We start from the raw sequence: 20,103 nt of genomic DNA, 5'->3' as shown, positions 1-20,103 counted from the left end.
GTCTCCTGAGGCTGGAAACCGTGAACGAGCCGCCCGTATCTAATCTCTTAGTAAGGGTTGTCGTAGCCCAACGCGCCCAGCAACAAAATCTCCAGCGTCTCCATCTCCAGCGCGTCCCGCTCGCTGGTTTCATGGTCGTAGCCCTGGGCGTGCAGCGTGGCGTGAATCAATAGATGGGCGTAGTGCGCCTGCAAGGTCTTGTTGCTGTCTTTGGCCTCCTGGGCCACCACGGGTGCGCACAGCACCAGGTCGGCGGTCACAAAGGGGGCTTGCGTGTAGTCAAAGGTCAGCACATTGGTGGCGTAGTCCTTGCCCCGGTAGTCGCGGTTCAGCGTCTGGCCTTCCTCGGCATCGACAATGCGCACGGTAATTTCGGCATCGCTTTGCAGGGCATGACGTATCCAGCGGCTGACGCCGTGGCGCGGCAGTGCGGCGCGATGCGCTGCGGCGTCGGCCAGTCCGCCGAACTGCAGAGACAAACTCAGGGTATTAAGAGACATTTTTGCTTTTTGCCCTTGATGGGCGTGCGGTAGGCGCTATTGATTTTGTAGTTTCCTGGATGTCCTCGATGGCCTCGATGGCCTGTTGCGGCTTGTCGTAGGCATCCACAATGCGGGCCACCAGCGGATGGCGCACCACGTCAATGCTGGTCAGTCGGGTAATGGCGATGCCTTTGACGCGTTTGAGCACCCGCTCGGCATCTATCAGCCCGCTGAGCTGGGTCTTGGGCAGGTCAATCTGGCTCACGTCGCCGGTCACCACCGCCTTGCTGCCAAAGCCTATGCGCGTCAAGAACATCTTCATCTGCTCGGGCGTGGTGTTTTGCGCCTCGTCCAGGATCACGAAAGCGTGGTTGAGCGTGCGGCCGCGCATGAAGGCCAGCGGCGCAATTTCAATCTGCTGGCGCTCAAAGGCTTTTTGCACGCGCTCATAGCCCATCAGCTCGTGCAGTGCGTCATAGAGCGGCCGCAGATAAGGGTCGACCTTTTGCGCCAGGTCGCCGGGCAAAAAGCCCAGGCGCTCGCCGGCTTCGACCGCCGGACGCGTCAGCACGATGCGCTGCACCGTGCTGCGCTCCAGTGCATCGACGGCGCAGGCCACCGCCAGATAAGTTTTGCCGGTGCCGGCCGGGCCAATGCCAAAAGTGATGTCGTGCGTGGCGATGTTTTCCAGGTAAGTGCCCTGGTTGGCGGTGCGGGCGCGCAGGTCGGCGCGGCGGGTCGTCAGCGAGATGCCCCCATCCACCGAGTTCAGCGCCATGTCGCCGGCCAGCATCAGTTGCACGGTTTCCGGCTCGATAGGGCGCTGGGCGATTTCATACAGCGCCTGCAGTACTTCCAGTGCCTGGGTGGCCCGCACCTTGGAGCCGTCAATCTTGAACTGCTCGAAACGGTGCGCAATAGTCACCTGCAGCCCCGCCTCTATGGTGCGTATGTGGCTGTCCATGGGCCCACAAAGATGCGCCATGCGGGTGTTGTTGGGCGGCGTGAAGGTGTGGCGAAGAATCAAGGCGAGGGTTTTCCTGAAAAGCGGTAGAAAAATGAATCGGAAGGCAATTGTCCGCCTAAATAGCGCCGGTGACCCGGCTGATAAGATTTGCCCATGATAGGAAGACTTACTGGCCAGCTGGCCGAAAAAAATCCACCGGAAGTCCTGGTGGATTGCCATGGCGTCGGCTATGAGGTGCTGGTGCCCATGAGCACCTTTTACAACCTGCCGGGCCTGGGCGAAAAAATCAGCCTGTTCACGCATTTCGTGGTTCGCGAAGACGCGCAACTGCTCTACGGTTTTGGCAGCACGGCCGAGCGCGCCGCCTTTCGCCAGCTCATCAAGATCACTGGCGTCGGCCCGCGCACCGCGCTCAGCGTGCTCAGCGGCATGAGCGTGGAAGACCTGTCCCAGGCCGTGACGCGCCAGGAAGCCGGCCGCATCATCAAGGTGCCCGGCATAGGCAAGAAAACTGCCGAGCGGCTGCTGCTGGAGCTCAAGGGCAAGCTGGGCGCCGACATGGGCCTGCCGCTCAGCGTGGCCGACGACGCGCAATCCGACATCCTGCAGGCGCTGGTGGCGCTGGGCTATAGCGACAAGGACGCGGCGCTGGCGCTCAAGGCCTTGCCCAAGGACATTGGCGTGAGCGACGGCATCAAGCTGGCGCTCAAGGCCTTGGCCAAATGATCGCCCTGCATGAAGCGACAAATATGCTGAGCTTGAATTCAAGCCAGCCAGGGCCGCGGAACCGGCTCCGCCGGACCGCAGGCGCAGCGGCCCCCTCGGGGGGCAGCGCAGTACACGCAGTGACAAGCGTGGGGGCTCTATGAGCATACAGACCGACGACTTCGACATGCCCGGCCTGACGCCCGAGCGGCGCATGATGTCGGCCGCGCCCGCCTCGCCCAAGGAAGAGGCGATCGAGCGGGCGCTGCGGCCCAAGCTGTTTGACGACTACGTCGGCCAGACCAAGGCGCGCGAGCAGCTTGAGATCTTCATAGGCGCTGCCAAGAAACGCAGCGAGGCGCTCGACCACGTGCTGCTGTTCGGCCCGCCCGGCCTGGGCAAGACCACGCTGTCGCACATCATTGCGCACGAGCTGGGCGTGAACATGCGCTCGACCTCGGGGCCGGTGCTGGAAAAGCCCAAAGACCTGGCGGCGCTGCTGACCAACCTGGAAAAGAACGACGTCCTGTTCATCGACGAAATCCATCGCATGAGCCCGGTGGTCGAGGAAATCCTCTACCCGGCGCTGGAGGACTACCAGATAGATATCATGATTGGCGAAGGCCCGGCGGCGCGCTCCATCAAGCTCGATCTGCAGCCTTTCACCCTGGTGGGCGCCACCACGCGTGCCGGCATGCTGACCAATCCCCTGCGCGACCGCTTTGGCATCGTCGCCCGGCTGGAGTTTTACACCCCCGAGGAGCTGGCCCGTATCGTCAAACGCAGTGCCGGCCTGCTCAACGCACCCATGGACGAGGCGGGCGGCTTTGAAATCGCACGCCGTTCACGCGGCACGCCGCGCATTGCCAACCGCCTCTTGCGCCGGGTGCGCGATTACGCCGACGTCAAGGGCAGCGGCCAGATCACGCTGGACATCGCCAACCGGGCGCTGGCCATGCTGGATGTGGATCCGCAGGGCTTTGACGTGATGGACCGCAAATTTCTGGAGGCCATCATTCACCGTTTCGACGGCGGCCCGGTCGGTCTGGACAATATCGCCGCCAGCATTGGCGAGGAACCCGGCACGATTGAAGATGTGATCGAGCCTTATCTGATTCAGCAAGGCTTTTTGCAGCGCACGCCGCGCGGCCGTGTGGCCACGCTGGCCGCTTATCGCCACCTCGGCGTGACGCCGCCGCAGGCGGCAAGCGGCCTGTTTGAACTCTGAACCGGAACATGTCATGCCCGCCCTGGCCCCGCTCATGAAGCGCCGCTGGCTTTGGGGGGGCGCTGGGCTGGTGCTGGCCTTGCTGGTGTTGTGGGCCTGGAGCGCTTGGCGCGCGCCGCAGGTCGATGCCGTAGTGCTGCAATCCATGCCGCTGGTTCGCACCTTGCAGTTCTCGGCCCGGGTGGCCACCTTGTCGCGCGTCAGCGTGGGCAGCACCGTGACGGGGCGCGTGGCGTCCGTGGTCGTCGATGAAGGCGCGCAAGTGCGGCAGGGCGAGGTGCTGGTGCAACTTGAAACCGCAGAGCTTCAGGCGGCGCTGGGCCAGGCGCAGGGCGCCGAGCGTCAGGCCGCCGCCCGCGTGGTGGGTCTGCGCAGCACCGGGCGCACGGCTGCCAGCGCCCAGGTCGCACAGGCGCAGGCCAGCGTGCGAGCCGCCGATGCTGATCTCAAACGCACGCAGCAATTGGTGGCTCAGGGGTTTTTGAGTGACGCCAGGCTGGACGAGGTTCGCCGCAGCGTCGATGTGGCGCAAGCCCAGCTGCTGGGCGCGAAGGCCCAAGCTCGGGCTAATGAAGATCAGGGCAGCGACGTGGTGCAGGCCCAAGCCCAGCTGGCACAGGCACGCGCCGCAAGCCAGTCGGCGCAGGTACGCCTGGAGCAGGCGACGGTGCGGGCGCCCACCGCTGCGCGCGTGTTGTCGCGTAGCGTTGAGCCGGGGCAGATCGTGCAACCCGGTGCGGCCCTGATGAGTCTGGCCCTTGCCGGTCCGACCCAGTTGGTGGCGCAGGTGGACGAGCGTTTTCTGGACCAGTTGCGAGTCGGGCAGGCAGCGGCGGTGGTGGCTGACGCCTTTGCCGGCCAGCCCTTTGCGGCGCAGGTCTTGTCGATTGCGCCGGCGGTCGATGCCCAGCGCGGAGCGATCGAAGTCAAGCTGTCGCTCGCCGGTGCGGCGCCCGCCTTTTTGCGAGAAGACATGACCTTGTCGGTCGAGGTGGAAACCGGCCGGCGTGACAAGACCCTGGTGTTGCCATTGGCGGCGCTGCAGGAAACGGCAGCGGGCGCCACGGCCTCGGTGCTGGTGGCAGACCATGGCCGCGCCCGCAAGCAGGCCGTCAGCCTGGGCCTGCGCACCCTGGGCGCGGTTGAGGTGCTGGAAGGACTGCACGAAGGCGATACGGTGCTGCTGGGCAACGAACTTCGTGCCGGTGCGCGGGTCAGGCCCCGGGAAGTAGCGTTTCGCGCCAGCTCCGGCATATCGGGGGCAGCGCGGGAAGACGCGGCGGCCACCATGACCAACGCCATCGGGCGTTGACGGGCTGGCCATGTCGGGATGGCTAGGATTTGAAATGCGTGTGGCCTGGCGCTTCCTGCGCGAAGGGCGAATGCAGACCGTGCTGATCGTGGTGGGTGTGGCGGCCGGTGTGGCCGTCATTGCCTATATCTCGGCCCTGATCACCGGCCTGCAGGGCAATACCCTGGCCAAAACATTGGGGGCGCAGGCCCACATCAGCCTGCGGGCGCCTGACGACGTGGTGACGCCCGCGTGGACGCCCGCCTCCGGCGTCACGACCTTGTCCGACACCCAGGCCAGAGCCCAGCGCTTGCGTTCGGTGGCCAACTGGCAGGCGCTGCTGCCCGTGCTGGAGCAGCGCGCGGATGTGCTCACGGTCTCGCCCATGGTGTCGGGCGGCGGCCTGGCCCTGCGCGGCGAAGCCTCGCAGGCCATCGCGCTGCAGGGCGTGGATCTGGACCGCTACGACCGCATCGTCGGCCTGCGCGGCAAGGTGGTCAGCGGGACGGCGCGGCTGGCGCCGGGCGAGGCCATCATTGGCCGGGAGCTGGCCAGCGATCTGGGCATTCGTGTGGGTGACCGGCTGACGGTGAACACGGGCACAGTCAGCGATGCCTTGCGCGTCACGGCGCTGGTGGATCTGGGCGTCAAGGACCTGAACCGCCGCACCGTGATCGTGCCGCTGCGCGCCGCGCAAAGCCTGTTGGGCTTGCCCGGGGGCGTCACGGAGTTGGATCTGCAGGTAAGAGATGTCTGGGCGGCCGAAGCCACCGCACGGGTCTTGCGCCAGAGCCTGCCCTACAAGGTGGAGAGCTGGCAGGAAAGCAACGCCCAGCTGGTGTCGGCACTCAATGCCCAGTCCGTCAGCACGGCAGTGATACGGGGCGTTGTCCTGATTGTGGTGGTGCTGGGCATTGCCAGCGTGCTGGTGGTGTCGGTGGTGCAAAAACGTCGCGAGATCGGTATTTTGCGCGCCATGGGCACCACCCGGGGCCAGATTCTCAGGGTGTTTCTGCTGCAGGGCGCCGTGGTGGGGGCGCTGGGTTCCGTGCTGGGCGTGCTGCTGGCGGTGCTGCTGATCTGGCTGTTCACGGCGCTGGTGCGCGGCGCCGATGGCTTGCCGCTGTTCGCCATCACCTTGCAGCTGGGCACGGCCCTGCAGGTGGCGGGGCTGGCCACCGTGTGCGGCGTGCTGGCGGCGATTGCACCGGCGCGGCGGGCGGCGGCCATGGACCCGGCGCAAGCCATCAGGCTGTGAACATGACGACCGCCAATGCTTCACAGCCGCTGATAGCGCTCGCCGAGGTGCGCAAAAGCTATAACGTCGGTCAGCCCAATGAGGCCGAGGTGCTGCACGGCGTGACGCTGCAAGTGATGCGCGGTGAGTTCATCGCATTGATGGGCCCTTCGGGTTCGGGCAAGAGCACTTTGCTCAACATCGTCGGACTGCTTGAGCGCAGCACATCAGGCTGTTATCGCCTGCAGGGCCAGGAAGTGCAGGCGCTGGACGACCGAGAGCTGACCATGCTGCGCCGCACAACCCTGGGCTTTGTTTTTCAGTTTCACCACCTGTTGCCGGCCTTCACGGCGCTGGAAAACGTGACCCTGCCCGCGCTGATGACCGAAGGCCGAGTCAGCGCCCCGCAACTGGCGCGAGCCCGCGAGCTGCTGGACGCGGTGGGCCTGGCGAATGCGATGGCCAAGCGGCCTTCCGAATTGTCGGGCGGCATGCAGCAGCGCGTGGCCATTGCCCGCGCCCTGGTGCAAGACCCGCCGCTGGTGCTGGCCGACGAGCCGACCGGCAATCTGGACACCGCGTCGTCCAATGAGGTGCTTGCCTTGCTGCGCAAGATTCACGCCGAGCGTGGCACCGCGTTCATCGTGGTCACGCACGATTCGCGTCTGGCCGCCCGTTGTGACCGGCTGGTGGAGCTGGTGGATGGCCGGATTCACCAGGACAAGGCGATTGCTGCTGCCGGGGCCGCAGCCCTTTGAGGGGCAAGGTCTGGCTGAGCTTGCTGTCGCCGCGCCGAGCCAGGCCCTCAGGTCAGCGCGCCGCGCGCATCGACGCGGTAAATGCGCTGCACCGTGCCCTGGCGCAAGCCGCCTGACACGCCGATCATCACGTCGTGCAGGTTTACGGTGGGGTCGCAGTGACCCGGAATCAGCCACAGCGTCTGGCCCAGGCTGGGCAGGCGCTGCTGGCCGGCCGCCGGCCGCAACACGCCGTGTTCGTCACCGCCGTTGAAATACTCTAGTTCGGTTTCGGCCTCAAAGGAATGCACCAGCGGCAGGCCGGAGTCGATGGCATGGCTTTTATGGCCGGCATCGCAGATGGCGTGTGTGCTGCCGCTGCTGATGACCTGGGTTTTGACGAACAGCGCATGTTCGAACTGCGGCTGGGCCGGATCGCGCTCATTTCTGGCGTAGTCGGCGTCCATGAACATGAAGGAGCCGGCCTGCAGCTCGCCGTAAACGCCGCTGGCCGCTTCCAGCACCAGGCTGCCGGTGCCGGCCCCGGTGACCAGTTCCACGGCCATGCCCTGGTCGGCTATCAGCTGGCGTGTCAGCCGCACGGCGTCTACGGCCTGGGCGATGGCCTGGCGCCGCTCCTGGGCGCCGCGAAAGTGCTGGGCCTTGCCGTGATAGGCCTGCAGCCCGGCAAAGCGCAGGGCCGGATGTTTGCGGATTTCCAGCGCCAGCGTCACGGCGGCCGCTCCCGGCTCGACGCCGCAGCGACCCTGGCCGACGTCGATCTCGACAAACACGTCAATCACCGTGCCTACGCCGCTATGGAGCCTGGCCTGGGCCATGGCCTGTGCCAGGCGAATCACGCCTTCCGTGCTGTCAACCGCAATCGCCAGCTGGCCGCCATGGGTGGCGACTTTTTGCGTCAACGCCGCCACGCGGGCCAGCTTGGACGGCGCAATCACTTCGTTGCTGATGTAGACGTTGTGGATGCCACCGGCCACCATGATCTCGGCCTCGGCGGTTTTCTGCACACAGACGCCGACAGCGCCGGCCTTGATTTGCATCTTGGCCAGGGCCACACACTTGTGCAGCTTGGCATGGGGGCGCCAGCGTATGTTGTGCTTTTTGACAAACTCGGTCATGCGGCCCAGGTTGCGCTTCATGGCGTCCAGGTCAATCACCAGGGCCGGCGTGTCAATGTCGCTGGCGGGGCGGCCAATCAGGCTGGACCCGCGGGCTGATGGCGCGCTCATGCGGCGTTGGCCGTGCTGGCGGCTTCGCCGGCAAAGCGGTTGTCGTCCAGGGTCTCTTCGTCCAGGTGCTGGGTGTCGGCCCAGCCCACCAGCGAGAAGCCTTGGGGGCTCCAGAGCAGGCGGTTGATGGCCGTGTTGCCCAGCGCCCAGGTGCGCGGCGCCTGAATGTCCAGTCGGGTGGCGGCGCGGTATAGCACGTCCATCACGCCGCCATGGCCCACCAGCGCGATCAGCTCACCCCGGTGCTTGGCCGCCAGCCGTTCGGCCGCCGCCACGACGCGCTGGTGCAAGACCTGCAGCGACTCGCCGCCGGCCGGGGCAAAGTCCGGGTCGCGCTTGCGCCAGCGCTGCGATTGCTCGGGCAGCAGGGCTTCGATTTCGGCAAAGGTCTTGCCTTCAAAGTCGCCAAAGCCGCGTTCACGCAGGCCTTGTTCGGGTGTGACCTCCAGGCCGCGTGCGCGCCCCAGGTATTGCGCGGTTTCCCAGGCCCGGGCCAGGTCACTGGCGTAAACCGCCGTGATGGGCTCATCGCTCAGGGCCTGCGCCATGCGCTCGGCCTGCTTGCGCCCGGTGGCATTGAGCGGAATGTCGAGGTGGCCCTGAATGCGGCTGTCCACATTCCAGGTGGTTTCGCCATGACGTATGGCAATGATGCGGGTGGCTTCAGTCATCGTGGGATCTCAACATTGATACGGCGCGGTCCTGGCGGCGGCTGGGGAAAGCCGCTCAGGGCGGCCTCCAGCATGGCGGACAGCACGGCCAGGGTTTCGCTTTGCACGCCGTCATTCAGGGCGCGGGTTTCAAAAACGACCTGGCCGGAAGCCAGGTCGCGCATCTGCAGCGTCAGCTCGCGCTTGAAGTAGGGCTCGGAAAAGCGCATGGGAAAAGACAGTCCGACGGACGCGCCCCGGTTGCCGCCGCCCAGAAAAACGCCTGGCGTGGCAAAGCCGAAGCCGTCGTAGCCGGGATCGAGCCGCTCCAGCGCCTGGGTGCTGACCGTCACCTGCACGCTGTAGCGCGCCTGGGCCGGGTTCAGCGCCATGCCCACCTTGGCCAGCGCGCTGCGCGTCAGCCCTTCGACATGGTCTTGCTGCGCGGAGGCGACTTGCTGCGAGGGCAGGCGCTCAAAACGGTAGGCGGTGCCCGGCGCTGGCGGCGCTGCCTGCCACTGGTAAAAGGCGGTGACATCGCTGGCTACCACTCGCATGCCGGAGCAGCCCGTCATGAGCAAGGCCATGAATGCTATTGAAAATATAGCTGTTAGCGCACGTTCCATAAGGGCTGCGAGGAGTTTTGGCTTGAAATTAAGGCTGGCGCGAAGCGATCTCTATCACCGACAGGCCGGGCGGCGTGGCCTCCCTGAATTCCTCGGCATCAAAGCCCTTGTCGCCTTCCGGGTCGGCCACGCCTGTGGTCTTGATGTTTTTGAAGTCGTGGCGCTTGCCGTCCATCAGGTGCGAGGGCACGATGTTTTGCAGCGCCGAAAACATGTTTTCAATCCGGCCCGGATATTGTTTTTGCCAGTCGCGCAGCATATTGCCGACCTGCTTGCGCTGCAGGTTTTCCTGGCTGCCGCACAGGGTGCAGGGAATGATGGGGAAGTCGCGCACTTGGGCCCAGCGGATCAGGTCTTTTTCGGCCACATAGGCCATGGGGCGTATGACGATGTTCTTGCCGTCGTCGCTGATCAGCTTGGGCGGCATGCCCTTGAGCTTGGCGGCAAAAAACATATTGAGGAAAAAAGTCTGCAGCATGTCGTCGCGGTGGTGGCCCAGCGCCACCTTGGTGCAGCCGAGCTCGCCGGCCACCCGGTACAAAATGCCGCGGCGCAGTCGTGAGCATAGCGAGCACAAGGTCTTGCCTTCGGGAATCACGCGGGTGACGATGCTGTAGGTGTCCTGGTTCTCGATGTGAAAAGGCACGCCCAGCTTGGTGAGGTAGTCGGGCAGCACATGCTCGGGAAAGCCGGGCTGCTTCTGGTCCAGATTGACGGCGACCAGCTCGAACTTGATGGGCGCGCGCTTTTGCAGTTTCAGCAAGATGTCCAGCATGGCGTAGCTGTCCTTGCCGCCCGAGACGCAGACCATCACCTTGTCGCCTTCTTCAATCATGTTGAAGTCGACAATCGCCCGGCCGACCTCGCGGCACAGACGCTTTTCCAGCTTGTGGTCTTCGCGTTCAATCTTCATGGAGTTCTGCACGCGGGCAGAGCTTTCCTCCCGCTCGTGCTGCGTCACCGCTTCTTCCCATGCTGTGTTCATGTCATTCGCTCCCATTGCGCTTACCACTGTCCTGTCTCGACGCGAATGGCTACTTCGCAGTCGTCAAAAATTTCGAGTTTGGTGATTTTCACTCGCACGCCCAGCACGCCGGGCAGCTGCATCAGCCGGTGCGCCAGCTTGCCGATCAGGCTTTCCAGCAGGTTGACATGCTCGGCCGTGCATTCGGTGATGATGATCTGGCGCACCTTGCGGTAGTCCAGCACATGGTTGATGTCGTCGTCATGGGGCAGCAACGGCTGCGGTCCCTGATTCAGCTCCGCATCGACCTGGATCGGTTGCGGCGCGGTTTTTTCGTGATCCAAAATGCCCAGGTTGGCGTCGAAGCGCAAGCCGGTGAGGTTCAGGATTTGGTTGCCCCGGGTGTTGAACATGGTGCCAGTCTGTAATGGGTCAGTTGTTGGGGTGGTGCCGGGCTTACATCAGCGAAAAATCGCGCTCGAACTTCATCAGGTGCTGGCCGCCGTCCACCAGCAGCGTGGTGCCGGTGAGCGAGCGGTTTTCCAGGGCGAACTTCACCGCGCTGGCCACATCGGCGGCCGTGGAGGAGCGGCCCAGCGGCGAGAGCTGGTGGCGCGCCTCGAATTGTTCGTCGCTCAGCAAGTGGCTGGTCAGCGTCAGGCCAGGGGCCACGCCGACCACGCGCACCTGCGGCGCCAGCGCCAGCGCCAGCATGGTGCCGGCCGCTTCCAGTGCCGCCTTGGACAAGGTGTAGCTGAAGAAGTCCGGGTTCTGGTTCCAGAGTTTCTGGTCCAGCAGATTGACCACCGCCGCGCTGGTGCCGCGTGCGCTCACATGGGCGTGCAGCGCCTGGGCCAGCAAAATGGCGGCGCCGGTGTTGCTGTGCAGGTGTTTGTCCAGGCCGGCAAAGCCAAAGCTGGCGGCGCTGTCGTGTTCAAAGGTCGAGGCATTGTTGACCACGGCATCGACCCGGCCAAACCTGGCGATGACCCGCGGCAGCAGGCCACGGACCGCCGCTTCATCCCCAAGATCGGCATCAAAAGCGGCTGAATCGCCCGACAGTTGAGCGCAGTCAGCTAGTGTTTTCATAGCGTCGTCGGCCGAGCTGCGATAGTGCACCGCCACCTGCCAGCCGCCCGCTGCGAGTGCCAAGGCGATCTCGCGCCCCAGCCGCCTGGCGGCGCCGGTCACGAGAACAATGGGTTGGGGCTGGGCTGGGCTCATGGTTCTGGGGGTGGCTCTGGGGTGTTTAGGGTCTGGCGACGGGGCCAGCCAAGGGATAGCCGACAATAAAGGGCCGTGACGAACATGACCAAGCCCTCTATTTTAACGACCGACCTGCAAGCCCACATCGCCAAGGCCATTGAGGCCGCTGGCGGCTGGCTGGGCTTTGACCAATTCATGGCGCTGGCCCTGTATACGCCCGGCCTGGGCTATTACGCCAACGACTCGCGCAAATTCGGCCTGATGCCCGCCGGCGTCAAGGGCGGCGGTAGCGACTTTGTCACCGCGCCCGAGCTGTCGCCGCGCTTTGGCCAGACCCTGGCGCGCCAGGTGGCGCAGGCGCTTGCGGCCACGGGCACCAGTGAAGTCTGGGAGTTTGGCGCCGGTTCCGGCGCGCTGGCCTTGCAGGTGCTGGATGCCTTGGGCCCGCAGCTGACGCGCTACACCATCGTCGACCTGTCGGGCAGTTTGCGCGAACGCCAGCGCGAACGGCTGGCGGCGCACGGCGACAGGGTGCGCTGGGCGACCGAGCTGCCGCCGCAGCTGCGCGGCGTGGTGCTGGGCAACGAGGTGCTGGACGCCATGCCGGTGAAATTGCTGGCGCGCGTGAACGGTGTCTGGCACGAGCGCGGCGTGGTACTGCATGAAGGCCAATTGACCTATGCCGACCAGCTGACCGAACTGCGGCCGCCGCTGGAAGTGCCGGGCAGCTACGACTACCTGACCGAGATCCATCCGCAGGCCGAAGGCTTTATGCGCACGCTGGCCGACAAGCTGGAGGCGGGCGCGGCCTTTTTGCTCGACTACGGTTTTCCCGAGCACGAGTACTACCACCCGCAGCGCAACATGGGTACCGTGATGTGCCACCGCGGCCATCTATCCGACGCCGATGCGCTGGCCGATGTGGGCGAAAAAGACCTGACCGCCCATGTCAATTTCACCGGCGTCGCACTGGCCGGGCAGGAGGCCGGGCTGCAGGTGCTGGGCTACACCAGCCAGGGCCGTTTTCTGCTCAACTGCGGTTTGCTTGACGGCATGGAAGCTGCCAGCCTGGCCGAGCGCAGCATGGTGCAAAAGCTGGTCAACGAGCACGAGATGGGCGAGCTGTTCAAGGTCATCGCCTTTGGCGCCAAGGGCCAGCCGGCCTGGACGCCCCTGGGCTTTGCGGCGGGTGACCGCTGCCACACGCTCTAAGGCGGCTGCCCATGATTCGCTGGATGATCGTTATCTTTCTGGCCTTGATGTGCATCAGCTGGTTCAGCCCGGTGCTGCAAAAACTGGGCTTTGGCAAGCTGCCGGGTGATTTGCGCTTTCACCTGTTTGGCCGCGAGTGGTTTATTCCGCTGACCACCACCATCTTGCTCAGTTTCATCGCCAGCCTGATCGCCCAACTCATCTGAGGAGCAAGCTGCCATGAACGCTTTGCCTGCTACCACCCTGCCTGCCGGCGCGGCGCCGGTGGCCTGTGTGGACATAGGCGGCACCAAGGTCGCCGTGAGCGTGGTGGACCAGCGCGGCACTCAGGGCCGCTTGATCGAGCCGACGGTCAAGCAGGGCGCGCCGGATGCGCTGGCGCAGCAGGTGCTGCGCATGATTGGCGCCAGCTGCCAGGCCGCGCACATCCGCCCCGGGGATATCGCCGCGGTCGGGGTGGCGGCTTGCGGCCCGTTTGTGCTGAACCAGGGCCGGGTCGAGCTGGCAACCCCCAATATCTGCGGTGGCCTGGCCGGTGCGGCACGCGGCCTGCCCAATGACTGGACCACGGCCGTGCTGGAAGCGCCGCTGCACCAAGCTTTTCCCGGCGTGCGGGTGGAAAACGATGGCATTGCCGCGCTGGAGGCCGAGCGTCGCTGGGGCGCGCTGCAAGGCCTGAGCCACTGCGCTTATGTCACCTGGAGCACCGGCATAGGTGTCGGGCTGTGTGTCGATGGCCGGGTGCTGCACGGCAAAAACGGCAACGCTGGCCATGCCGGCCACATGTTTGTCAGCGACAACAGCGACGCGCTGTGCGGCTGCGGCAACATTGGCGATGTCGAGGCCCTGGTGGCGGGCAACGCCTTGCCCAGGCGCTTTCCCGTCTATCCCGATGCCGCTACTGTTTTTATAGCTGCTAGTGAAGGTGACGCGGGCGCTACAGCCATTATTGATGAGATTTGCCGGGTCATGGGGCGGACCTTGTACAACCTGATCGTGACGCTGGACCTGCAGCGCATCAGCCTGGGCGGCAGCGTGTTCTGGCACCACCGCGACTATCTGCTGCCGCGCCTGCAGTCCCATATCAGCGGCCGGCTGTCGGCACTGACCGGTGGCTGCACCTTGGTGCCTGCGGGGCTGCAGGATCAGGTGGGCGACTACGCCGCGCTGGCGCTGGTGGCCTGAGGCGCGCTTTCACGTGACGTCACGTCACGTCGCAGGCCTGCAGCGCACTCAGAAAGGTCTGGCGCCACCAGTGAACATCCTGGCTGCGTATGCGTTCCAGCAGCAGCTGGTGGCGCCGCTGGCGCTCCGGCAGCGGCATCTGCAGGGCCCGCTGTATGCTCTCGGCCGTGCCGTGGACATCGTAGGGATTGACCAGTATGGCTTCCTTAAGCTGCTCGGCCGCGCCGGCAAAGCGCGACAGCACCAGCACGCCGGGATCGGCCGGGTCCTGCGCGGCGATGAATTCCTTGGCGACCAGATTCATGCCGTCGCGCAGCGGCGTGACCAGCGCCACGCAGGCCGCCCGGTACAGCCCGGGCAGGCGCTGGCGGGCCACGTTGCGGTGGATGTAGCGCACCGGCATCCAGTCCAGCCCGCCGTAGTCGCCATTGATGGCGCCGCACAGGCTTTCGAGTTCCTGGCGCAGGCCGGCATAGGTATCCAGCGCCTCGCGGCTGGGTGAGGCGATCTGGATCAGGGTGGCGCGCTTGAGGTTCTCCGGGTAATTTTTCAGCAGCTCGCGAAAAGCCTTCAGGCGTTGCGGCAGGCCCTTGGAGTAGTCCAGCCGCTCCACCCCCAGCAGCAGGCGGCGGCGCGAATACTCACTTTTCATGCGCTCGTACATGTCGCTCGCCTCCTTGGCGTGGGTGAGGGCGGCGAATTCGTCAACGTCTATGCCGATGGGAAAGGCCTGTGCCTGCACCCTGCGGCCGAAGGCGCGGAACTGGTGCTCGGCGAGTTTTTCGGCGCCCACTTCCTCTCCGACATAGCGCGAGAAATGCTCCACGTCGGCATTGCTCTGAAAGCCCACCAGGTCATAGGCGAACAGCGAGCGGATCAGCCATTCATGCTGGGGCACGGCGGCCAAAATCAGCGGCGGTGGCAGGGGGATGTGTAAAAAGAAACCGATGCGGTTCTTGCAGCCCATGGCACGCAACTCGGCCGCCATAGGGATCAGGTGGTAGTCGTGCACCCAGATGATGTCGTCGGGCCGCAGCAGCGGCATCAGTTTGCGCGCCAGCAACTGATTGACGCGCCGGTAGCCGCCGATATAGCCAGCATCAAAATCGGCCAGGTCAAGTCGGTAATGAAACACCGGCCAGAGCACGCCGTTGCTATAGCCCAGGTAGTAACTGTCATGGTCCTCGCGGCACAGGTCCACGGTGCTCAAGGTCACGTTGCCGGCCTGCTGGGTGTGCATCTCGCCTTCGCCCGGCGCGCCGCCTTCGACGACGGTGCCGCTCCAGCCAAACCACAGTCCGCCATTGGTGGACAGCGCGTCACCCAGCGCCACCGCCAAGCCGCCGGCCGCCGCCGCCTTGCGCGGATCGGCGACACGATTGGACACCACCACAAGTCTACTCATGACGCGTGACCTCTAAAAAATAGGTAGAGAGAATGACCAAGGCAAGCAGGGGCCGTGGAACCGGCTCCGCCGGGCCACAGGCGCCGCCCCCTGCAAGGGGGGAAGGGGCTACACGCAGTGAGCCTCCGACGGGGGTGTTCATATCTTCGAATCCCAGGGCGCCGACAGGCGCACGGCGGCGTTGATGATGCCGACCATCGAATAGGTTTGCGGGAAATTGCCCCACATCTCGCCCGTCACCGGATGCGTGTCTTCGCTCAGCAGCCCCAGATGGTTGCGGGCGGCCAACATGGTTTCGAAAATTTCCCTGGCCTGCGCCTTGCGGCCAAGGCGGGCCAGCGCATCTATGCGCCAGAAGGTGCAGATGTTGAAGGCGGTTTCGGGCTTGCCGAAGTCGTCGGGCGCCTCGTAGCGGCGCATGTAAGGGCCGTCGCACAAATGTTTTTCCAGCGCGTCCACGGTGGCGACAAAGCGCGGGTCTTGCGGGTCTATGAAACCCACCTCAATCATCAACAGCACGCTGGCGTCCAGGTCGCGCCCGCCAAAGCTTTCGGCAAAGGCCTGGCGCTCATCGCTCCAGGATTCGCGCAGAATGCGATCGCGCATGAGGTTCGCATGGCCGTGCCAGTAGCTGGCGCGCTCGGCTTGCTGCAGTGTCGTGGCGATCTTGCCCAGACGGTCACAGGCGGCCCAGCACATCAGCGCCGAAGAGGTGTGAACGCGTGCGCGCGTGCGCAGCTCCCACATGCCGGCGTCGGGCTTGTCATAGTTGAGAACGGCCTGCTCACCCACCGCTTCCAGCCGCAGGAATTCGGCCGCGCCGGCCCGGTGCAGCAGCCTGTGGTCATGAAAGGCCTGGGCCGCGCCCAGCACCACATTGCCATAGACATCGTGCTGGAAATGCTCTTGCGCCTGGTTGCCCACGCGCACCGGCCCCATGTTGCGGTAGCCGCCCAGATGCTCGTACACCGCTTCGGGCAGTTCGCGCTCCAGGCCTATGCCGAACAGCGGCTGGATATAGCCGCCATTGGCCTGTACCACCACGTTGCTGAGCCAGCGCAAATAGTCTTCCATGGTGCCGACTTCGGACAGGCTGTTGAGCGCACGCACGACAAAAAATGCATCGCGCAGCCAGCAGTAGCGGTAGTCCCAGTTGCGTCCGCTGCCCGGTGCCTCGGGAATGCTGGTGGTCATGGCCGCGACAATCGCGCCGGTGTCTTCAAACAGCGAGAGCTTGAGCGTGATGGCCGCGCGTATCACCGCCTCCTGCCACTCCAGCGGAATGGCCAGACGCTGGCTCCACTTGCGCCAGTAGGACAGTGTTTCCTGCTCGAACAGGCGCGCCGTGTCGGCAATGCCATCGGCCAGCGATTCATCGGCACCGAGCAGGAAATTGTGCTCGCGCGTCAGCACAAAGGGCTGCCTGGACAGCAGGTGTGACAGCGGCGCGTCGGTGTTGAGTCTGAGCGTGAGGGCGTCGCCGACATAGCGCAGGTGGTTGCTGCCCTGGGTGATCTTGGGTTGGGAGCGGCCCCAGTCAAAGCGCAGGTCGAGCGACACGCGTATGCGCGGCGCACCCTTGATGGGGCGCACCCGGCGCACCAGCGTCATGGGCTTGAAAAAGCGCGAGCGGCTGTAAAAGCGGGGTGCAAAGTCGGTGATTTCCACGGCCTGGCCGCTGTGGTCAAACAGCTGGGTGCGCAGCACGGCGGTGTTGGGGTCGTACCACTGCCGGTTGTGGGAAAAATTTTCAATCTCGATGGCAAAAGAGCTGCCCTGGTCGCTGCCGTCCAGCAACGCATTGAACACCGGATCGCCATCGAAGCGGGGCAAGCAGCACCAGACGATGCGCCCGTGTGCATCGACCAGCGCGCTGAAGGCGCAGTTGCCGATGACGCCCAGAGACAGCGAGGCTGGCGCGGGCGGTGCGAAGTTGTCGGGTGTGCCCATGGCCGCGCTCATGCTGAAGGGCTTTCGCTGCCGGCTTCGCTGCAAGCCGATTGCGCCGACTGTAGCCAGTCAAGCAGTTCGGCCACGCTGGCGCAACGAAAGTGTGCCAGCGTCGTTCCCGGTCCGACCTTGATGGCATAGCCTCCCATGCGCTGCACCTGCTCAAAGCCCGCTTCGTCGGTGACGTCGTCGCCGGCAAACAGCGGAATACGGCCGGCAAAAGGCGCTTCGTCCATGAAGGCCGCGATCGCCGTGCCCTTGCTGACGTCCACCGGCTTCAGGTCTATCACGCATTTGCCCTGAATCAGCGCCATGCCCTCACTGCGTTCAACGGCTTGACGCATCACCTGCAGGCACAGCTCTTCAAGTTCCGGCGCATGGCGGTAATGCAGGCTGAGGGCCAGGTTTTTACGTTCCAGCTTGAGGCCGGGGTGCAGCAGCAGCAAGCCTTCGGCCGCTTGCAGCGCGTAGCTCAGGTCTATGGCTGGCGCGCTGATTAGCAGGCCGTCGGGGTTGCGGCGCTGAGCGCCATGTTCGCCCGCAACCGGCAGTTGCAGCGGTGCGAGAAAGCCATCCAGATCGAGCAGGCTGCGGCCCGATACCAGTGCCAGCGCGCCGCCAAGCTGCCCATACAGGGTGGCCAGCAGGCCCGTCAGCGTGGCCGGAATGTCGACGGCTTCGGGCTGGGCCGCCAGCTCCACCAGCGTTCCGTCAAAGTCGAGAAAGAGCGCCGTTTCGGGCGTGATGTGGGGAAGATTTTCGGAGTGCGTTGGCATCCAAAAACCTTAGCAGGCTCCAGGCCCGTCGCGTGTAGGCCAGATGCTCTTTTCGCTGTCTCAGTGATGGCGTTTTATGCTGCGGGGCTGGTCAGTCAGCACCCCGCAGCGCAAGCCGGCGTCAAGGCTCAGGGCAAGTCCTTGTAGGGCTCGGGCACCGCCGCATCGCGCGGCCCCACCTGGCCCAGCCGTGCTTTGAGCGACTGCGGCTGGCCGGTCAGGATGGCGGCGTAATTGGTGGTGTTGGACAGCACTTTCTTCACGTAATCGCGGGTTTCGCTGAAAGGCACGTTTTCGGCCCAGATGGCGGCGTCCAGCACATGGCCGTTGCGCCAGGTGCGCGGCCGGCCGGGGCCGGCGTTGTAGGCGGCGGCGGCCATGGGCATGGAGCCGTTCAGGTCATCGAGCGCCAGCTTGAGGTAGGCCGTGCCAATCGTGATGTTGGTGTCGCGGTCGTTGATCTGGTCGGTGGTAAAGCCGTCCAGGCCAATTTTTTTGGCGGTCCAGCGCGCGGTGGCCGGCATCACCTGCATCAGGCCCGAAGCCCCCACGCCGGAGCGCGCGTCCATGATGAAGCGGCTTTCCTGGCGTATCAGGCCATAGACATAGGCCGGGTCCAGACTGATGCCCTGGGCCCGTTTGACCACGGTCTCGCGAAACGGCATGGGAAAGCGCTGCTCGAAATCAATATCGGTCCTGGTGCGCTCGCTGGTGTTGATGCAGCGGTCCCAGATCTGCCGGTCGCAGGCAAACTGGGCGGCGGCCAGCAGCTCGCGGTCGCTCATGCCGCCGCGTTCGCTGCCGCTACCGGGCTGGTGCAGATTGGTCGCGTAGTTCCACTCGCGCACGCCCTCGGAGCGCAGGCCTATGGCGATGGCGTAGGCGCCGCGGTTCAGCGCCGGGTTCAGCCTGGCGGCCTCTTTTTCTTCCGCCGTGAGCGGCGCCGGTTTGGCCGGCACCGTGATTTTCTGGCCCAGCTCTTCCAGCGCCAGCTGCTCGTAAAAGCCGCGCACCGAGGCGATAGATTGCAGCAGCGCCAGCGCTTCGGCGCGCTGCGGGGCGATGCTGATGGTTTGTGCCACACCGGGCGGCGGTGTGGCCGCCGGCGCATTGGCGGGCAGGGTGGCCAGCAGCGCACGCGCCTTCCAGTAAGTCCAGCTTGGGTCCTTGCGCGCGTCATCGCTCATCGCGTTAATGGCCGACAGTACCTGCGGCCAGCTGGGCTGGCTGCCGGCGCGCAGGGCGGCGCGGGTCTTCCAGGCCAGCATCTCGTCGCTCAGGTCGCTGTCCTTGCTGACCTTGGCAAAGTACTGCAGCGCATCGCTGGCTGACAGCGTGCCCAGACGGGTCGCGGCCTGCTTGCCGATGGCGCCCCAGACCCAGTTGCGTTCTTCGCTGCTCAGTTGTCGCGCCCATTTGCTGTCCATCTGGAAGGCGGCGCCCTCGATGTCGCTGGTCGCCATCTTGATCAGCGCCAGCGTGATGATTTCCTTGCGCGTCTTGCTCAGTGCCAGGCGCTTTTCCGACAGGAATTTGATCGGGCTGTTGTTCAGCTCGGCCACCATGGTCATGGCGTCGGGGGCGATGATTTGCACCGCATCGCGGGCGGCGCGCGGGCGGTTGGCCTCGGTGGCGAGTCTGGCCTTTTGCCAGACATCGTGCGGCGTGAGGTTTTTCGTGACCACCAGGCGGTCGGCGGCAGTGGTGCAGCCGTCATCGGCGTCGCGCTGGGCGTACCAGTTCTTGCGCACCTCATCGGCCAGACGCGCATCGGGGACCGGATTTTTCAGGTGTTCCGCCAGCAGGGCGTAGCAGCGCACTTCCCTGTCGTCGTTCATGCGGAAGTTGGGGTATTCGGCGGCGAAAGTGGTCCAGTCGCGGCGCTGGCCCAGCAGCAGCAGCCAGTCGTTGCGCAGCCGGTCTTCCTGGTAAGTGCCGGCATAGCGGCTGAAAAAGTCATGTATTTCCTGCGCGCTGGCGTCGCTGAGGCGGGTTTTGAGTTCCCAGTAGGCGGCCCAGGGCTCCAGCGCGTGGCCCTTGGCCTGCGGCAGCAGCTGCGTCAGCCGGCTTTTGTCGCCGCGCTTGAAGGCCTTGTTCATCTCCAGCATCAGGGCGTCGCCCGCGCTGGCATTGCTCGGGCTGCCGTTTTGGGCCATGGCCGGGCCGGACAGGCTGGCCGTTAACGCGGCGGTAAAAACCGCGCTGAAAAGAAATTTGTATAGCATCGGGGAC

At 65.0% G+C, this 20,103-nt stretch carries 20 protein-coding genes; 8 read left to right on the top strand and 12 right to left on the bottom strand.

Annotated features, from left to right (window positions below):
- Window positions 1-47 precede the first annotated feature (47 nt).
- Together ybeY and BM160_RS06595 are read right to left on the bottom strand one after the other, a co-directional pair.
- On the bottom strand, window positions 48-500 hold the full coding sequence (gene ybeY / locus BM160_RS06600) for an rRNA maturation RNase YbeY (protein ID WP_092002415.1): 453 nt from the start codon (window positions 498-500) through the stop codon (window positions 48-50).
- Entirely contained in the window at window positions 490-1,509 is a 1,020-nt protein-coding gene (locus BM160_RS06595) for a PhoH family protein (RefSeq protein WP_177218941.1), read from the bottom strand. The genes ybeY and BM160_RS06595 overlap by 11 nt, the downstream gene beginning before the upstream one ends.
- Window positions 1,510-1,602: 93 nt before the next feature.
- Between BM160_RS06595 and ruvA the strand changes: the two genes are divergently transcribed.
- The 5 genes from ruvA (at window position 1,603) to BM160_RS06570 (ending at window position 6,668) form a co-directional block, all read left to right on the top strand.
- A complete protein-coding gene (ruvA, locus tag BM160_RS06590; RefSeq protein ID WP_092002409.1) occupies window positions 1,603-2,175 on the top strand; it encodes a Holliday junction branch migration protein RuvA in 573 nt (190 codons plus the stop codon).
- A 139-nt stretch (window positions 2,176-2,314) separates the two neighbouring features.
- Entirely contained in the window at window positions 2,315-3,382 is a 1,068-nt protein-coding gene (gene ruvB / locus BM160_RS06585) for a Holliday junction branch migration DNA helicase RuvB (protein ID WP_092002406.1), read from the top strand.
- 13 nt (window positions 3,383-3,395) lie between these two features.
- Complete coding sequence (locus tag BM160_RS06580; protein WP_092002403.1) at window positions 3,396-4,694, top strand: efflux RND transporter periplasmic adaptor subunit; 1,299 nt, start codon at window positions 3,396-3,398, stop codon at window positions 4,692-4,694.
- Between the two features lie 34 nt (window positions 4,695-4,728).
- On the top strand, window positions 4,729-5,931 hold the full coding sequence (locus BM160_RS06575) for an ABC transporter permease (RefSeq protein ID WP_255368700.1): 1,203 nt from the start codon (window positions 4,729-4,731) through the stop codon (window positions 5,929-5,931).
- A gap of 2 nt (window positions 5,932-5,933) precedes the next feature.
- On the top strand, window positions 5,934-6,668 hold the full coding sequence (locus BM160_RS06570; protein ID WP_092002397.1) for an ABC transporter ATP-binding protein: 735 nt from the start codon (window positions 5,934-5,936) through the stop codon (window positions 6,666-6,668).
- 47 nt (window positions 6,669-6,715) lie between these two features.
- On the opposite strand, the gene BM160_RS06565 is transcribed toward BM160_RS06570, so the two are convergent.
- The 6 genes from BM160_RS06565 to BM160_RS06540 form a co-directional block, all read right to left on the bottom strand.
- Entirely contained in the window at window positions 6,716-7,897 is a 1,182-nt protein-coding gene (locus BM160_RS06565) for a DSD1 family PLP-dependent enzyme (protein WP_092002394.1), read from the bottom strand.
- A complete protein-coding gene (locus tag BM160_RS06560; RefSeq protein ID WP_092002391.1) occupies window positions 7,894-8,568 on the bottom strand; it encodes a histidine phosphatase family protein in 675 nt (224 codons plus the stop codon). Before BM160_RS06560 ends, BM160_RS06565 begins: the two co-directional genes overlap by 4 nt.
- Complete coding sequence (locus tag BM160_RS06555) at window positions 8,565-9,134, bottom strand: DUF4136 domain-containing protein (RefSeq protein WP_255368698.1); 570 nt, start codon at window positions 9,132-9,134, stop codon at window positions 8,565-8,567. Before BM160_RS06555 ends, BM160_RS06560 begins: the two co-directional genes overlap by 4 nt.
- 67 nt (window positions 9,135-9,201) lie before the next feature.
- On the bottom strand, window positions 9,202-10,158 hold the full coding sequence (gene ttcA, locus BM160_RS06550; RefSeq protein WP_255368697.1) for a tRNA 2-thiocytidine(32) synthetase TtcA: 957 nt from the start codon (window positions 10,156-10,158) through the stop codon (window positions 9,202-9,204).
- 20 nt (window positions 10,159-10,178) lie between these two features.
- Window positions 10,179-10,550: a dihydroneopterin aldolase gene (locus tag BM160_RS06545; protein WP_092002382.1), complete on the bottom strand. Its 372-nt coding sequence runs from the start codon at window positions 10,548-10,550 to the stop codon at window positions 10,179-10,181.
- Window positions 10,551-10,593: 43 nt separating this feature from the next.
- Window positions 10,594-11,361, bottom strand: a complete 768-nt coding sequence (locus tag BM160_RS06540; RefSeq protein ID WP_092002379.1) for an SDR family oxidoreductase — start codon at window positions 11,359-11,361, stop codon at window positions 10,594-10,596.
- Between the two features lie 84 nt (window positions 11,362-11,445).
- Here BM160_RS06540 and BM160_RS06535 point away from each other — a divergent pair, with 84 nt between their 5' ends.
- From BM160_RS06535 to BM160_RS06525, 3 genes are read left to right on the top strand one after another with little or no spacing between them, the layout of a single operon-like run.
- Window positions 11,446-12,555: a class I SAM-dependent methyltransferase gene (locus BM160_RS06535; protein WP_177218940.1), complete on the top strand. Its 1,110-nt coding sequence runs from the start codon at window positions 11,446-11,448 to the stop codon at window positions 12,553-12,555.
- 11 nt (window positions 12,556-12,566) lie between these two features.
- Window positions 12,567-12,761: a DUF2905 domain-containing protein gene (locus BM160_RS06530; RefSeq protein WP_092002373.1), complete on the top strand. Its 195-nt coding sequence runs from the start codon at window positions 12,567-12,569 to the stop codon at window positions 12,759-12,761.
- A gap of 13 nt (window positions 12,762-12,774) precedes the next feature.
- Window positions 12,775-13,740 (top strand): ROK family protein, encoded by a 966-nt coding sequence (locus BM160_RS06525; protein ID WP_092002370.1) that lies wholly within the window; start codon window positions 12,775-12,777, stop codon window positions 13,738-13,740.
- Window positions 13,741-13,759: 19 nt separating this feature from the next.
- On the opposite strand, the gene otsA is transcribed toward BM160_RS06525, so the two are convergent.
- The 4 genes from otsA to BM160_RS06505 form a co-directional block, all read right to left on the bottom strand.
- Window positions 13,760-15,145: an alpha,alpha-trehalose-phosphate synthase (UDP-forming) gene (otsA, locus tag BM160_RS06520; RefSeq protein ID WP_092002367.1), complete on the bottom strand. Its 1,386-nt coding sequence runs from the start codon at window positions 15,143-15,145 to the stop codon at window positions 13,760-13,762.
- A gap of 138 nt (window positions 15,146-15,283) precedes the next feature.
- Window positions 15,284-17,107 (bottom strand): glycoside hydrolase family 15 protein, encoded by a 1,824-nt coding sequence (locus BM160_RS06515; RefSeq protein ID WP_177218939.1) that lies wholly within the window; start codon window positions 17,105-17,107, stop codon window positions 15,284-15,286.
- Entirely contained in the window at window positions 17,104-17,871 is a 768-nt protein-coding gene (gene otsB, locus BM160_RS06510) for a trehalose-phosphatase (protein ID WP_092002364.1), read from the bottom strand. The genes BM160_RS06515 and otsB overlap by 4 nt, the downstream gene beginning before the upstream one ends.
- Before the next feature lie 128 nt (window positions 17,872-17,999).
- Complete coding sequence (locus BM160_RS06505) at window positions 18,000-20,096, bottom strand: lytic transglycosylase domain-containing protein (RefSeq protein ID WP_092002636.1); 2,097 nt, start codon at window positions 20,094-20,096, stop codon at window positions 18,000-18,002.
- Window positions 20,097-20,103 lie beyond the last annotated feature (7 nt).

The organism is Polaromonas sp. OV174 (assembly GCF_900112285.1).
Lineage (GTDB): Bacteria > Pseudomonadota > Gammaproteobacteria > Burkholderiales > Burkholderiaceae_C > Polaromonas.
This window is presented reverse-complemented; position numbering and strand designations above follow the sequence as displayed.